The following is a 14,849-nucleotide window of genomic DNA, read 5'->3' as shown; positions in this document are numbered from 1 at the left end:
AGTGGTTATACCACTTAGTGGGTAGCCAAAAGCCTTGCTACATAAGGGATTGCGGCTGATGAGTGATTGCTCATTTGACACTTTCTTTTGTAATAAAACTGCAATATTTCAGCCTCCATCACAGATTAAATGTTCACATATGAGCACAATAGGCTCGCTTTCGAATCAGGACTCATCTGATTGGTCAGCATGGACAGGGCACCCTCAACCGCCCACAACAACAATAAGGAAGCAGAACATGCTTAGTCTCTTCAGGCCTGCACCACACATAGACAGGCTCCCGGCCGACAAGGTCGACCCCTTCTACAAACGCATGCGTTGGCAGGTGTTTTTCGGGATCTTCTTCGGTTATGCCGGTTACTACCTGGTACGGAAAAACTTCAGTCTGGCGATGCCCTATCTGATCGAACAGGGCTTCTCCCGCGGTGATCTGGGTCTGGCGCTGTCTGGCGTCTCCATTGCCTATGGTCTCTCCAAGTTCCTGATGGGGAACGTGTCGGACCGCTCCAACGCCCGCTACTTCCTCTCCGCCGGTCTGCTGTTGTCGGCCGGCATCATGTTCATGATGGGGACCATGCACTGGGCCACCTCCAGCATCGCCATCATGTTCGTGCTGTTGTTCCTGAACGGCTGGGCACAGGGCATGGGCTGGCCGCCCTGCGGTCGCACCATGGTGCACTGGTGGTCACAGAAAGAGCGCGGCGAAGTGGTCGCGGTCTGGAACGTGGCCCACAACGTGGGTGGCGGCATGATAGGCCCGCTGTTCATTCTGGGGATGGGCTGGTTCAACGACTGGCGCAGTGCCTTCTATGTGCCGGCTGCCGCCGCCGCTGCCATCGCGGTGATCGCCTTCTTCGTGATGCGTGACACCCCGCAATCGGTCGGTCTGCCTCCCATCGAAGAGCACAAGAACGACTATCCGAAGGACTACAACGAAAGCCACGAGCAGGAGTTTTCCGCCAAGGAGATCTTCGTCAAGTACGTGCTGCACAACAAGCTGCTGTGGTACATCGCCATTGCCAACGCCTTCGTTTATCTCATTCGCTACGGTGTGCTGGACTGGGCGCCGACCTACCTGAAAGAGGCCAAGGACTTCAGCGTCGACAACTCCTCCTGGGCGTACTTCCTGTACGAGTGGGCGGGTATTCCGGGCACCCTGCTGTGCGGCTGGATCTCTGACAAGATGTTCCAGGGCCGCCGTGCGCCGGCCGGCATCCTGTTCATGGTGTTGGTGACCGTGGCCGTGCTGGTCTACTGGTTCAACCCGGCCGGCAACCCGACCGTCGACATGATGGCGCTGGTGGCTATCGGCTTCCTGATCTACGGCCCCGTCATGCTGATCGGCCTCTATGCCCTGGAGCTGGCGCCGAAGAAGGCCGCCGGTACTGCGGCAGGCTTCACCGGTCTGTTCGGTTATCTGGGTGGCGCGGTCGCGGCCAACGCCATGCTGGGCTACACCGTTGACCACTTCGGCTGGGATGGCGGCTTCATGGTGCTGACCGCTTCCTGCGTGCTCTCCATCATCCTGTTGGCGATGACCCTCAAGCACGAGAACCAGTCGATTGCCGCCAAAGCGGCTGCCCATAAGGCATAAAACGTGATCCTGCCCTTATCGATTGGAAAAGGGATCAGGTAAACTCCCCAAGGCCCCGCATCTGCCGGGGCCTTTTTTCGTCTCATCATCGGAGTTCAAGCGTGAAGCAAACCCAACGACATCTGGAGATCCTGGACGTCCTGACGCGGCAGGGCTTTGTCTCGACCGAGGATCTGGTGACCCACTTTGACGTCAGCCCCCAGACCATTCGCCGGGATCTCAACGATCTCGCCGAGCAGAACAAGATCCGGCGCCACCATGGCGGGGCCTCCCTGCATTCGAGTACCGTCAACACCGCCTACAGCGCCCGCAAGGTGATGCAGCTCAAGGAGAAAGAGCGTATCGCCCGTGAGGTGGCCGCCAATATTCCCGACGGCTCGTCGCTGTTCATCGACATCGGCACCACCACCGAAGCCATCGCCCGCGCCCTGCTTGATCACCGGGAGCTGCGCATCGTCACCAACAACCTCAACGTGGCCAGCATCCTCACCGCCAAGGATGACTTCACCGTCATCATCGCCGGCGGCGAAATTCGCAACCGGGACGGCGGCATCGTGGGGGAGGCGACCCGCGACTTCATCGGCCAGTTTCGCATGGACTACGGCGTCATCGGCATCTCGGGCATCGACAGCGACGGCTCATTGCTCGACTTCGACTACCACGAGGTGAAGATTGCCCAGGCCATCATTGCCCACTCCCGTCAGGTGTTCCTGGCCGCCGACCACACCAAGTTCGGTCGCAACGCCATGGTCAACCTCGGCAACCTCAGCCAGATCCACGCCCTGTTCACCGATCAGGAGCCGCCGGAGAAGCTGATGCGGCTGATGTCCCAGCATCAGATCGAGTGCCACATCTGCTGAGTTGCCGTTAACCCGTTCCAGCACCAGGCCGCCATCGGGCGGCCGCTTCGTTTTCAGCCTTCCCGCGTTTATGCCCGCCCTCATCCCACCGCCAATGTCGTGCTGATGTCCCCAAAAGCGCGATCTCGCTCACAGCCTTGCCTCCGCTTCCTGCAGGCTGCGCCGCTTTATCACCGACCGGCAGCATTTTTAGCATTGCCAAAACAATCGCGATCACATTTTCTCCATAAAATGTTCGTTTATCATTTTTTCATGCTCTAATATGAGCGAAATCAAACATTGCGACGGTTTCGCAAGGTCAAAATAAGAAAGTAGGTGAACATGAGCGAACATTATGATCTGGTCGTCGTTGGCGGCGGCATCAACGGGGTAGGCATTGCGGCTGATGCAGCGGGGCGGGGTCTGAAGGTTGCCCTGTTCGAGGCGCGCGATCTCGCCTCTGCCACCTCTTCCAACTCCAGCAAACTGATCCACGGCGGCCTGCGCTACCTCGAACACTACGAATTCCGGCTGGTGAAAGAGGCGCTGGCGGAGCGGGAGGTGCTGCTCGGCATGGCCCCCCACATCGCCCGTCCCATGCGTTTCCGGCTGCCCCATCGCCCGCACCTGCGCCCGGCCTGGATGATCCGCGCCGGCCTGTTCCTCTATGACAACCTGGCCAAGCGCGACAAGCTCAAGGGCAGCTGCGGCGTGCGCTTCCTGCCGCAGGATGGCCTCACCGCCGGCATCAGCAAGGGGTTCGAGTATTCGGACGCCTGGGTCGACGACGCCCGGCTGGTGGTGCTCAACGCCATGATGGCGCGCGACAAGGGCGCCGATGTGCAGACCCGCACCCGCTGCGTCAAGGCGGTGCGCGGCTCCAAACACTGGACCCTGACCCTGGAGCGGGAAGGGGGCAAGCAGTTCAACGTCACTTGCCGCGGTCTGGTCAATGCGGCCGGCCCCTGGGTCAAGACCTTCTATGACGAGAGCCTGCACGAGAAATCTCCGCGCGGCATTCGCCTCATCAAGGGCAGCCACATGATAGTGCCGCGCATCCATGAGCGCGAAGAGGCCTACATCCTGCAAAACGAGGACAACCGCATCGTCTTCGTCATCCCTTATCAGCAGGACTACTCCCTGATCGGCACCACGGACGTGGAGCACAAGGGCAGCCCGCGCGAAGCCAAGATCAGCGACGCCGAGATCAACTACCTGTGCAAGGTGGTCAACGCCCACTTTACCCGTCAGATCGCCCCCAAAGACGTGATCTGGACCTACGCCGGGGTGCGCCCGCTGTGCGACGACGAGTCCGATTCGCCGCAGGCGGTGACCCGCGACTACACCCTCGAACTGTCCGGCGAATCCGACGGTGCGCCGCTGTTGTCAGTGTTTGGCGGCAAGCTCACCACCTATCGCAAGCTGGCCCAGGCTGCCTGCAACAAGCTCAAGCCCTGGTTCAGCCAGATGGGGGATGACTGGACCGCCAACAGCCGGCTGCCCGGTGGCGAGTTCGACTGCTCGGTTCGCGAGCTGGCGCGCGCCTTTGCGCTGGAATTTGACTGGCTCGATGATCGCAGTGCCCTGCGCATTGCCGAGGCCTATGGCGCCCATGCCCGTCTCTGGCTGCATCAGGATCGTGGTCAGCACTTTGGTGCCGGACTGTACGAATCTGAGGTACGCTACCTTATCGAGCGGGAGTGGGCCTGCAGCCTGGAAGACATTCTGTGGCGCCGCAGCAAGCTGGGGCTGCGTCTGTCCGAAGCCGAGCAGCAGCAACTGGCTGCCTGGCTCAGCGAACACCACCACGCCCTGCCCGAAGCCTGCTGATCACCCCCGGTGGGCGGCCCTGGCCGCCCGCCGTAAAAATGCAAAAACCTCTGTTATAACAATAACCTACATCCCATAAACAATAACAAAGAGCACCGCGCATGAAAAAACACACTCTCTCCCTGCTTGCCCTTGGTCTGGGGGCCGCCCTGGCATTGCCCGCACTGGCGGCCGATGAAGGCAAGATAGTGATCGCTCACCGGGGGGCCTCCGGCTACCTGCCCGAGCACACCCTGGAGTCCAAGGCATTGGCCTATGGCATGGGGGCCGACTATCTGGAGCAGGATCTGGTGATGACCAAGGATGACCAGCTGGTGGTGATGCACGATCACTTCCTCGATGGCATCACCGATGTGGCCGAACGCTTCCCCGGCCGGGCCCGCCCGGATGGTCGCTACTATGTGGTGGATTTCACCCTGGACGAGGTGCGCTCCCTGCGCATGACCGAGCCGTTCCAGCTGGTGGACGGCAAGCAGGTGCCGGTCTATCCGGCCCGCTTCCCGCTGTGGAAGTCGAGCTTCAAGATCCATACCTTCCAGGAAGAGATCGAGATGATCCAGGGGCTCAACAAGAGCACCGGCAAGAACATCGGTATCTACCCGGAGATAAAGGCCCCCTGGCTGTTCCGCCACGAGGGCAAGGACATCTCCAAGGCGGTACTCAAGGTGCTGAAGGAGTACGGCTACACCAGCAAGAACGACAAGGTCTATCTGCAGTGTTTCGATACCAACGAGCTCAAGCGCATCAACAGTGAACTGATGCCTGCCATGGGCATGGACTTGAAGTTGGTGCAGCTGATGGCCGAGACCGACTGGAATGAGACCATGGTCTATGACGCCAAGGGCAAGGCGACCCCCTACAGCTATGACTGGATGTTCAAGCCGGGCGCCATGAAGGAGATTGCCGGCTATGCCGAGGGGATCGGCCCCTGGAAGCCGATGATAGTGCCGGAGCCGGGGACCCCGGGCAAACCGACCTTCACCGGCATGGTGAAAGAGGCCCACGCGGCTGGCCTCAAAGTGCATCCTTATACCTTCCGTCAGGATGAGGGCCAGATCCCGGCCTATGCGAAAGACTTCACCGATCTGCTCAACATCTTCCTCTATCAGGCCGATGTGGACGGGGTATTCAGCGACTTCCCCGACAAGGCGGTCGAGGTGATCAAGGCTCACGGCAAATAATAAAAGAAGAGCAACACGGGAATGCAAGCGGGGCCAGGTGCCCCGCTTTTTTATGTCGGTGGGCAAGGAAAGACAAAAGAGGTGTAATTATATGTTTACGATTTTGGTGTGTAGAGTATGTGTGGATCGCTACTTTCTGGCCGAAAGGCTCTCTTTTGTGGTCATTTATCCATCTATTAGCGAATAGGTCCACTGGTTTCACTTGATTGTTTGTTTTTAATTGGTAAGGTGAGGGCGGTTGCGTAACAAGGCGCTGACTTGTGTAAACAAAAATGAACGGTCGGCGCAATTGGCTTGAAACAGTAGAGAGAATGAGAACATGCAAAGAGATCCCCTGAACAACATCCATATCCAGTCCGAACAAGTGATGATCACGCCTGCCCAGCTCAAGGAGAAACTGCCCATCTCCGATCGCGCGCTGGCATTCGTGCAAGGGGCCCGCAATACCATCGCCGACATCATCCACCGTCGCGATCACCGCTTGCTGGTGATCTGTGGTCCCTGCTCCATCCACGACATGGACGCCGCCAAAGAGTACGCAACCAGACTCAAAGCGCTGCATGACGCCTATCAGGACTCTCTCTACATTGTCATGCGGGTCTACTTTGAGAAGCCGCGCACCACGGTCGGCTGGAAGGGCTTTATCAACGATCCGAACCTGGATGGCACCTTCGACGTGGAACTGGGGCTGCACCGTGCCCGCGAGCTGCTCTGCTGGCTGGCCGAGCTGGAGTTGCCGCTGGCCACCGAGGCGCTCGACCCCATCAGCCCGCAGTACCTGGCAGAGCTCTTCTCCTGGTCGGCCATCGGTGCCCGCACCACCGAATCCCAGACCCACAGGGAGATGGCCTCCGGCCTCTCCATGCCGGTCGGCTTCAAGAACGGCACCGACGGCAACCTGGGCACCGCCATCAATGCGCTGCAGGCGGCCTCCAGCCCCCACGCCTTCATGGGGATCAACCAGCAGGGCCAGGTCGCGTTGCTGCAGACCCAGGGCAACCCGGATGGTCATGTGATCCTGCGCGGCGGCAAGCATCCGAACTACGACTCGGTCAATGTGTCGCTGGCGGAAGAGGCGTTGGAGAAGGCGGGCCTGCTGCCCGGTCTGGTGGTGGATTGCAGCCATGGCAACTCCAGCAAGGATCACCGCCTGCAGCCCAAGGTGGCGGACAACGTGATCCACCAGATCCAGGAAGGCAACCGCTCCATCATCGGGGTGATGCTCGAATCCAACCTGTTCGAAGGCAACCAGTCCAGCGAGCAGCCCAAGTGCGAGATGCGCTACGGCGTCTCCATCACCGATGCCTGCATCGACTGGGAGACCACGGATGCGCTGCTGGCCCGCTGCCACAGCCAGCTGGCGGCACCACTTTTGGCCAGAACCAAGGCATAAGCCGTGGTATCTTGTCAGCACTGATTGAACAATCGAGGTGTCACCGGCCGAGGCGGTGGCACCTCGTTGCCTCTTGAATCACAGGGCGTCGCTGCGGGCGGCGCCGCAGGGACCGGATATGGCTGAAGAGTTGAATGCCCTCAGGGACAAAATCGATGCGGTGGACAAGCAGCTGATTGATCTGCTGGCTGCCCGTCTCGCCCTGGTAGGGGAAGTGGGGGAAGTGAAGAGCCGGCACGGCCTGCCCATCTATGCACCGGATCGGGAGGCGAGCATGCTGGCTCGCCGCCGCGCCGAGGCCGAGGCACTGGGGGTGCCGGGAGATCTCATCGAAGACGTGCTGCGCCGGGTGATGCGCGAATCCTATATTCTGGAGTCCGCCAGCGACAAGGAGCACCACTTCAAGTGTATGAAGCCTGAGCTCGGCAAGGTGGTGATCATCGGTGGCGAGGGGCAGCTTGGCCGCCTGTTTGGCAACCTGTTCAGCCTCTCGGGCTACCGGGTCGAGACCCTGGGTCAGGCCGACTGGCCGCGGGCCGACGAGATCCTGCACGGGGCCGGGCTGGTGATGGTGGCGGTGCCCATCGATGTCACCTGCGAGGTGATCGATCGGCTCGGCAACCTGCCGGCGGACTGCCTGCTGGTGGACGTGACCAGCGTCAAGAGTGAACCGCTTGCCCATATGCTGGCGGTACACCAGGGGCCGGTGCTGGGGCTGCACCCCATGTTTGGGCCGGATGTGGCGAGCCTCGCCAAGCAGGTGATCGTCTGCTGTCAGGGGCGCGAGCCCGCCGCCAGCCAGTGGCTGCTGGAGCAGATGACCATCTGGGGGGCGCGTTTGCAGCAGGTGGAGGCCAAGGCCCACGACGAGGCGATGACCTTTATCCAGGCGCTGCGCCACTTTGCCACCTTTGCCTACGGCTGGCATCTCTCTCGCGAGCAGGCCAACATCGATCGCCTGCTGGCGTTGAGCTCCCCCATCTACCGGCTGGAGCTGGCCATGGTGGGACGGCTGTTCGCCCAGGATCCCCACCTCTACGCCGACATCATACTGTCGTCGCCGCAGAATCTGGCGATGATCCGCCGCTACTACCAGAACTTCGGCGAGGCGCTGGGCCTGCTGGAGCGGGGGGACCGGGAGGGTTTCATCGAGGCCTTCAGCCAGGTCTCCGGCTTCTTCGGCGAGCGGGCGGACGAATTCCTGCGCGAAAGCCGCACCCTGCTGGCGCAGGCCAACGATCGTCGTCATCACGGCTGAGAATAACTAAAAGCAAAAGGGGCCTGTCGGCCCCTTTTGCTTTTGCACTCCCGCTTGTGCGCTGCGGCGCTTTTATTCTGGCTGCGGCAAGCGCAGATCAGCGCCATCCCAGCCCAGCGGCAGGGTCAGCAACTGATCGATCAGCTCCCGCCGATCGGATTTTTCCAGATAGGCGAGGTAGAGCGGACGGCTCAAGGCTTGGGCACCTTCCACCAGGTGCAGGCGCCCCTGCTCGAGGAAGGGGCTCACCATGCGCCTTGGCAGATAGGCGGCGCCGCCGTTGGCCAGCACGAACTGCAGCGCCATGTTGGCGGAGCTTGAGTGCAGCACCGGGGTCTTTTGCAGGCTCTGCAACCGGCTGGGCTGGGGCTCAAAACTGGTGCCCCAATCCAGATGAATGTGCGGCATCTGCATCAGGCTGTCGGCGTTGGCGGCGGGATCCCGGCTCACCAGCTCGAACACCAGCTCGCCGATGGGGTGCAGGGCAATCTCGTCGATCTTGGTCGGCTCTGAGAGCAGGGCGAGATCGAGGGAGCGCTCCAGCAACTGGCGGCACAGGTGCTCGCGGGAGGCGGTTTCGAGCCGCACCGCAAGGCCGGGGGCCAGGGCATAGACATGGTTGAGCCAGTCGTTGAAGTCGAGCTCCCAGAACACCGCAGGAGCACCGATGGCGAGCTGCTGGCTGAAACCGGGGGAGAGGGCCACATCCTGCTTGGCGCGGCCCAGGGTATGCAAGATGGCGTCTGCGTAGGGCAGCAGACGCTCACCGGAGGCGGTCAGGCGGATGTTGTTGCGATGGCGGGCAAACAGACTGACCCCGAGTTGCTGTTCGAGCTGGCGGATCCGAAAGCTCACTGCCGACTGGGTCAGGTAGAGATTTTCAGCTGCCCGGCCGAAGTGCCGGGTCTTGCTGACCTCGATAAACGTCCGAAGCAGTTCGGTATCCATTAATCGATGGACTCGTCGCTGCCACCACCGCTGCCACCTTCAAAGCCGCCACCGCCGGTCTCCTCGTTGGCACCGCCGGCGACGGTGCACAGCCGGTGCACGCGCTTGGGACCGATCACCTTCAGATACTTGAACCACACCTTGGCGTGGGGGTTGCTGCCGGCGGCGCCGGATTTGACCTGTTCGATAAAGGCGCTTTCTACGTCATCGCGCGGGGTCAGGTTGCCCTGATAGAGCGCGAGCATGGCGGTGCCGTATTTTTCCAGACTGTCCGCTTCGGCCACAGTGAATTCGCCACTGCGACGCAGGCCACGGGGAAAATGTTTGAAGTCGTTGAAACGCTTGTCTGATTCGAAGCTCATAGTGCTCTTTTTCTGGTTAGTTTGACCTTTGCGGGCAAGTATCATCAGGCCGTCGCAGAGTGCAAAATCAATTTTTTCACTATATGGATAAATATCTTTAATCGAAAGCGGTTTAGCCATGATCCAGTGGGTCTGAGCCGGGGGGAAGGGCAAAAAAGTGAGAAAAAAAGCGGAGTTATGTCAGGTTCTGTAAAGGTTGGAGCCTCTGGTCAGACGACATTTGGCTAAAAATAAAGCGCCATTCGGCGCTCTATTTTGTTGTATTCATGAACCAAAGCGGGAGGTTTGGTCTCGATGGAGACTCACTCTATCATGGCTGGCTGAGCCAGGGTGTCGGCACGCCACAGACGGTAGCGCACTTCATACTCCTGCGGTACGTAGAGCACGAACGGCAGCTTGGAGTTGTAGTTCACGAAGAAGCCCTGACCGTAGATCTGGACGAAGGTCTCTTTCTTCTGGCCATCCGGGCAGGCCATCAGGGTGCTGATGGGATCGGACACCTTGCCGAGCATCAGGTAGTTGTAGCCCCAGCCTTTGACGCTGTGCTGTTCCAGGTTGCCGGCAAAACGCGGCACATTGCAATCGACCATCATTTTCTTGCCGACCTGCAGCTCGACCATCATGTCGGCTTCGTTCTCGACTTCCGGCAGGCGGATCACCACACGTTCCTGGTTCACTTCGGCGGCCGGGAACATGCTGATATCAAATTTTTTCGGTTCGGCGGCGAAGGCATGGCCGCCCAGCAACAAGGCGCCCAGCAGGCTAAAACGCAATACGGTTTTCATCTGTACCTCATGGGGTTGGTTCAACGCCGCTAGACTAACCGCTCTGCCCGTTTCATGCCAGCGATCTGCTACGTAAAAACTGCGTAAAATGACGCAGATCCGGCACACAATGACGTGTTCTGGCTATTTTCTGACAGGACGGAAGAGAGGCTAAGCGACAGGCCGGGTACCAAATGCGGGTGGCCAGCCGGGATCCTGTGCTCATCGGGATCCCCTGGCCACCCGGCTTCATCAGCGCACCAGCAACACCTGCTTGGCCCAGGCGCCGGGCGCTCGCATGCCGACGGCGCCGCTAGTGATATCCAGATAGGCGACCCCCTTGCTGGCCGGTACCGGGGTGGAGGACCAGAGGTAGACGTAGCCGTCGTTCACCTCTTTTCCTTCGCCGGCCATGGCGCGGGGGAAGATGGTTTCGTTGAGCGCCGGCTTGTAGCAGGCGGACTCCAGCACGCTGGCCAGCTCCTTGATGGTGGGCAGCCGCCAGCCGCCGTGGCCGCCGAAGTTGTAGAGGGCATGGCTCGGCTCGGTGCGGATCCGCTCGGCGGTCAGCAGGGCCTGCTGCCAGTAAAGCCGGGTCGGCTCGCCTTGGCAGCTCTGGTTGCGCCAGGTCTGGCCGAGCTGGCAGCGCATCCAGGTCAGGCCGGTGGAGCGATCCGTGACGGTGCCGTTGCCGTGGTCGATGAAGCGGGCGGTGGGGCTGGTTCTGGGCATGTTGTCATCACAGATGGCGGTGGCCAGGGCGAGGGGGCTGCCAAGGGTCAGCAGCAGGGTCAACATCAAGCGGTTCATCGGGTTACCTCCGCCACCAGCCGCAGTTGCAGACCGTTGGCATCATCGCTGTTTTGAACTGTGGTGGCGTAGTCGGTGCCGGCGTCATCGCCAAGGAAGATGTGGGCGATGGCGCTGATGGGAGCGCTCTCCAGCCGGCGCGAAGGGGTCAGGGTCTGGCTCCAGTAGTAGCCGCTGAAATCCTTGCTGGTGGTGCCGACATCGGGGAAGTAGCGCACGTCCATGCTCACCGGCTGGCCGTCCTGGCGGGCGAGGGAGCCGTAGTGCTGCAGGCTCATCAGCTCGCGCGAGTGGGGCATGCGCCAGCTGGTGATGCCGCACAGCTGCTGGGCGTTGAGCCACTGGCGGTACTGCTCAGTAGTGCAGATGGCTTCGCCATCCGGGCAGGCGTAGTCACGTTCCTCCTGGGTGGGGTGATAGTCACCAAGCTCCCAGGCGAAGGTGCGGTGCAGGTCGCGCGGGCTGGCGGGATCATCGAGCTTCTTCTCCCAGACCAGGCCGGTATTGAGATCCTCCACGCACTCCCAGGCGGGGGCGTCATCGGCCAGCGGCTGCCCCTGGCCGTCGAGCTTGCGATAGCGCAGCGGCGCCTTGTTGAGGCTGGCCTCCTGCCCCGGGTGATCGGCGGGCTCCTGGGTGAGCAGGTAATCGACCCCGTCCGTGTAGGTGGTGACGCCACTGCCGGTGATCAGTGGATGGGAGTGCTGTTGCCGCAGCCGGGCGCGGACGCGCTCCTGCTGGCTGGCCAGCTCGTCGTGAAGAGCAAAGTGGCTGGCCAGCTCGGGCAGCAGGCTGCCGATGGCAGGCCACACCAGCATATGCAGGGTGGCGGTCGAGAAGCCCTCCTGCGCCTGTAGATCGGTCTCGACGATCGCCTGCAGCAACTGACCCAGCGCCAGGTTGAAGTCGCTCAGCCGGGAGAGGGCGGCCAGCTCCTGGCCCGGTTGCAGCGGCGCCAGCGCACTCAACAGCTGGTCGAGGGCCTGCCTCGGGGGCTGCCCCTCGGCGATGCGGTATTGCAGCAGGGTGCTGAGCGGGCTGGGGGTGAGGTGCTGGTCATCGAGCCGGGCGGCGGGGTGCAGCAGCACGGGGGCGGCCGGGTTGCTTGGCAAGAACAGCAAGGTACTGGTCAACAGCGCCGGGGCGCTGCCGTTCAACCGGTGAGTACCGGCCGCACCGCTGACACTGGGCTCCCCCGCATCACAAGATGCATTCTGGTTGAGGTTGACGCACAGGGTGCCGGCTTCGGGCAGGGTCACGGTCAGGCTGTAGTCGGGGACGGCCAGCGGCGCCTCGTCCGAGCCGCCACCGCCACAGGCGGTGAGCAGGGGGGCCAGCAGGCAGGCCAGGCGGGAGTAATGTGGTGTCATCTCTTGTCCTTGGGCAAGGGGGCCTTGGCCCCCTCTTCTTATATATGGATGGGGTGGATTCAGGTGCGCTGGCGCAGGCGGCGCCAGAGCGTCAGCGGCAGCAACCAGAGCAGGTTGGCTGCCCCGCCGCCGCTGCCGTCGTCCACCTGAAAGTGGATAATGCCGTCATCGGGGGGAGTGATCGGCTTGCTGCACTGGGCGCCGGTGCGCTGGCTGATGCTCCAACCGTTGATGCGGCCCCGATTGCCGGGCTTGCTGTCCACTATCTCCAGGGTCCAGCGGCCAGCCAGCGGCTCCCCTTCCAGCGCGCTGAAGGGCTGCAGGGGCAGCAACTCGGTGGGGAACACCCCCTTGAGGAGCGGCAATGGGCTGTAGCCCTTGTTCCAAATCTGGATGCGGGTGCCGGAGGGGGAGTTGAGCCAGATCTCCAGCTCATCGAGCGCCGGGTGTTGCAGATCCAGGTTCAGTTGCAGCCGGTCGCTCACCCTGTCCTCGCTGCTCTCTATCAGCAGGCTGGTTTCACTGAGACCACGCACCTCGTCGTTCATGGCATCGCTCAAGGTCAGCGGCTGGCCGCTGGCACGGCTGACGATGGGGGCACCGATGGGCAGGGTCAGCGACTGCTGCCACTGGCGCTCGGTCGGGCTGGTGCCGCTCATGGCGAGGCTCACCGGCAGCGCCACCTCGTCGCCACAGGCGAGCGGGCTCTGGGCCAGCAGGCGCAGGGTGGTGGTCATGCTGGCACCCGCTGCAAGGGTCGCCGGTTGCCAGCGGTAAGGATCGGCCTGCAATCCGGTTGGCAGGGTGAGGGCCAGCTCATTGAGGGTCACCGGCGCCTTGCCCTGGTTGGTGAGGGTCAGCTGCACCGACTGGCGCTGCCCCAGCTCGATGACGCTGCCATCACTGAGGCCGATATTGACCGGTGCCTGCAACAGGCCGTGCTGGCGAAACGCCTGCTCCAGCAGCCTGGCATAGGGGCGCGCCGGGTAGAGCCGGGCGGCGGTATCCACCGTGATGCGGGCCAGTTGCGGCATGCGGATGGCCGGGCCGAGACCGAAGTGGGACTCGATGATCAGGCGATCAAACTCGTCCCGCACCCCTTCGCCCTGCTCGGCGACCGCGGCCAGCAGCGCCTGGAACAGCGGGGTGCCCCACAGCTGATCGCCATTGCTGCCGTTGATGGTGCGGTGGGCCGGGTAGTTGTAATCCGGGTGGTAGCGGGCACGCAGATCGTCCAGCTGACGCGGGGTTCGGTCGGTGAAGCGGGCATCCCAGTTGAACACCATGGCGGGTTCGAACTGGCGGCCGGCTTCGCTACGCTGGCGGTGGCTGGCGGCCAGGTAGTCGCTGAAGCCCTCGCCGATGGCGCCCCAGTCCGCCTCGTCCCCCAGATCCGGCACTATATGATGCTGCACCGCGTGGCCGAACTCGTGCCAGATGACCATGGGATCCTCGGCATCGGGCACGCCGCTGCGACCCAGCTCCAGCCGGCGCTCGAACGGATCGTAGAGGGAGTTGTCCTGATAGCCGGCCTCGGTGTCGATGTCGAGCGCCCCCGGGATGAGATCGACAAAGCCGAGGCGCTTGAGGTGGCGCTGGGCCAGATCCAGGTGGTAGTAGGCGTTGATGTCGGCAAAGCCACGATCATCGCGGGTGAGGCGAAACGCCTGCGGGTTGTCGGCGCTGAAGGGGGCGGTGTCCGGCTCCATGGCATCCACCACCCTGGCGTGGGGGCCGCTCAGCAGATAGCGTCCGCCCGCCAGGGTGACCGGCAACGGCACCTTGTCCTGATAGGCGGCATCCGCCAGTTGCAGGGCTTCGTGCCAGACCAGGCTGGCGTCGCGCAGCTGGGTACGGGGATCCGGATCGAATACCCGAGCCTCCAGCTGGGTGTCGCCGGCGTCGGCGACGCGGCTGGCCTGAGTGGTGGCCGCATCCATCCAGCGACCGAGCTCGCGGCTGCCGTCACAGCTGGCGAAGAGCTGCACATAGCTGGCCTTGGCGTTGCCCGCCTGATGCTCGCGTACCCGTTGGCGCAGCGCCGGCACCAGGGTGTCACCGTCGCGCCAATACCAGGCCTCGACCGGACCAAGGGTGTCGATGTCGCTGCCACCATCGCGCAGCTGCTCCAGCAGGGGATCCAGAGTGCCGGCGGCGTCGCAGCCGGGTTCGCTGCTCTGCAGCGGCCGGCTGTTGTGATAGATGCGCCAGGGCTTGCCTGTTTGATCGACGCTGACGGCGGCCTGGATGGTGGCCACCGGCAGGCCGTTGACCAGCTGACGGAAGCTGTAGTGATGACCGAGCAGACTGGCCCGCTCGTAGTCGGGGGCCAGGCTCACACCAAGGCGCTGTTCGAGCCAGAGCTTCGGCGTGGTGGTCAGCGGTTGTTCATCGACAAACTGCAGCTCGGCCGCCAGCAGCGGCTGGGAGAGCAGGGTTGCCGCAAGCCAGAGGGCCAGGGAAGAGGGTTTCATGGTTTACTCCAACACAAAAATGAAAA

Annotated in this window: 13 protein-coding genes; 6 read left to right on the top strand and 7 right to left on the bottom strand. The window is 62.3% G+C overall.

Annotated elements, in window-relative coordinates:
• The first annotated feature begins 238 nt into the window (after positions 1-238).
• Together glpT and OKB87_RS08045 are read left to right on the top strand one after the other, a co-directional pair.
• Positions 239-1,594, top strand: a complete 1,356-nt coding sequence (glpT, locus tag OKB87_RS08050; protein ID WP_011705541.1) for a glycerol-3-phosphate transporter — start codon at positions 239-241, stop codon at positions 1,592-1,594.
• A gap of 101 nt (positions 1,595-1,695) precedes the next feature.
• Entirely contained in the window at positions 1,696-2,454 is a 759-nt protein-coding gene (locus tag OKB87_RS08045) for a DeoR/GlpR family transcriptional regulator (protein ID WP_011705542.1), read from the top strand.
• A 7-nt stretch (positions 2,455-2,461) separates the two neighbouring features.
• Here OKB87_RS08045 and OKB87_RS08040 read toward each other — a convergent pair whose 3' ends face one another.
• Positions 2,462-2,671: a hypothetical protein gene (locus OKB87_RS08040; protein ID WP_270827081.1), complete on the bottom strand. Its 210-nt coding sequence runs from the start codon at positions 2,669-2,671 to the stop codon at positions 2,462-2,464.
• A gap of 104 nt (positions 2,672-2,775) precedes the next feature.
• Between OKB87_RS08040 and glpD the strand changes: the two genes are divergently transcribed.
• The 4 genes from glpD (at position 2,776) to tyrA (ending at position 8,095) form a co-directional block, all read left to right on the top strand.
• Complete coding sequence (gene glpD / locus OKB87_RS08035; RefSeq protein ID WP_270827080.1) at positions 2,776-4,263, top strand: glycerol-3-phosphate dehydrogenase; 1,488 nt, start codon at positions 2,776-2,778, stop codon at positions 4,261-4,263.
• 101 nt (positions 4,264-4,364) lie between these two features.
• Positions 4,365-5,444: a glycerophosphodiester phosphodiesterase gene (gene glpQ, locus OKB87_RS08030; protein WP_270827079.1), complete on the top strand. Its 1,080-nt coding sequence runs from the start codon at positions 4,365-4,367 to the stop codon at positions 5,442-5,444.
• Between the two features lie 319 nt (positions 5,445-5,763).
• Positions 5,764-6,837 carry a 3-deoxy-7-phosphoheptulonate synthase gene (locus tag OKB87_RS08025; RefSeq protein WP_011705545.1) on the top strand — a complete coding sequence of 358 codons (1,074 nt, stop codon included), beginning with the start codon at positions 5,764-5,766 and terminating at the stop codon, positions 6,835-6,837.
• Between the two features lie 118 nt (positions 6,838-6,955).
• Entirely contained in the window at positions 6,956-8,095 is a 1,140-nt protein-coding gene (gene tyrA / locus OKB87_RS08020) for a bifunctional chorismate mutase/prephenate dehydrogenase (RefSeq protein WP_076359821.1), read from the top strand.
• A gap of 72 nt (positions 8,096-8,167) precedes the next feature.
• On the opposite strand, the gene hdfR is transcribed toward tyrA, so the two are convergent.
• From hdfR to OKB87_RS07990, 6 genes are all read right to left on the bottom strand, one after another.
• Positions 8,168-9,043 carry an HTH-type transcriptional regulator HdfR gene (gene hdfR / locus OKB87_RS08015; protein WP_201903123.1) on the bottom strand — a complete coding sequence of 292 codons (876 nt, stop codon included), beginning with the start codon at positions 9,041-9,043 and terminating at the stop codon, positions 8,168-8,170.
• On the bottom strand, positions 9,043-9,405 hold the full coding sequence (maoP, locus tag OKB87_RS08010; RefSeq protein ID WP_270827078.1) for a DUF413 domain-containing protein: 363 nt from the start codon (positions 9,403-9,405) through the stop codon (positions 9,043-9,045). Before maoP ends, hdfR begins: the two co-directional genes overlap by 1 nt.
• A 302-nt stretch (positions 9,406-9,707) precedes the next feature.
• Entirely contained in the window at positions 9,708-10,190 is a 483-nt protein-coding gene (eco, locus tag OKB87_RS08005; RefSeq protein WP_005299572.1) for a serine protease inhibitor ecotin, read from the bottom strand.
• Positions 10,191-10,421: 231 nt separating this feature from the next.
• Positions 10,422-10,979: an Lcl C-terminal domain-containing protein gene (locus tag OKB87_RS08000; protein ID WP_215783101.1), complete on the bottom strand. Its 558-nt coding sequence runs from the start codon at positions 10,977-10,979 to the stop codon at positions 10,422-10,424.
• A complete protein-coding gene (locus OKB87_RS07995) occupies positions 10,976-12,349 on the bottom strand; it encodes an Lcl C-terminal domain-containing protein (protein WP_270827077.1) in 1,374 nt (457 codons plus the stop codon). Before OKB87_RS07995 ends, OKB87_RS08000 begins: the two co-directional genes overlap by 4 nt.
• 59 nt (positions 12,350-12,408) lie before the next feature.
• Positions 12,409-14,823, bottom strand: coding sequence for a proprotein convertase P-domain-containing protein (locus OKB87_RS07990; protein ID WP_270827076.1), 2,415 nt, complete (start codon positions 14,821-14,823; stop codon positions 12,409-12,411).
• Positions 14,824-14,849 lie beyond the last annotated feature (26 nt).

This window comes from Aeromonas sp. Y318-1 (genome assembly GCF_027706125.1).
Lineage (GTDB): Bacteria > Pseudomonadota > Gammaproteobacteria > Enterobacterales > Aeromonadaceae > Aeromonas > Aeromonas hydrophila.
The sequence above is the reverse complement of the archived record's forward strand: the minus strand, read 5'-3'. Positions and strand labels throughout refer to the sequence as shown.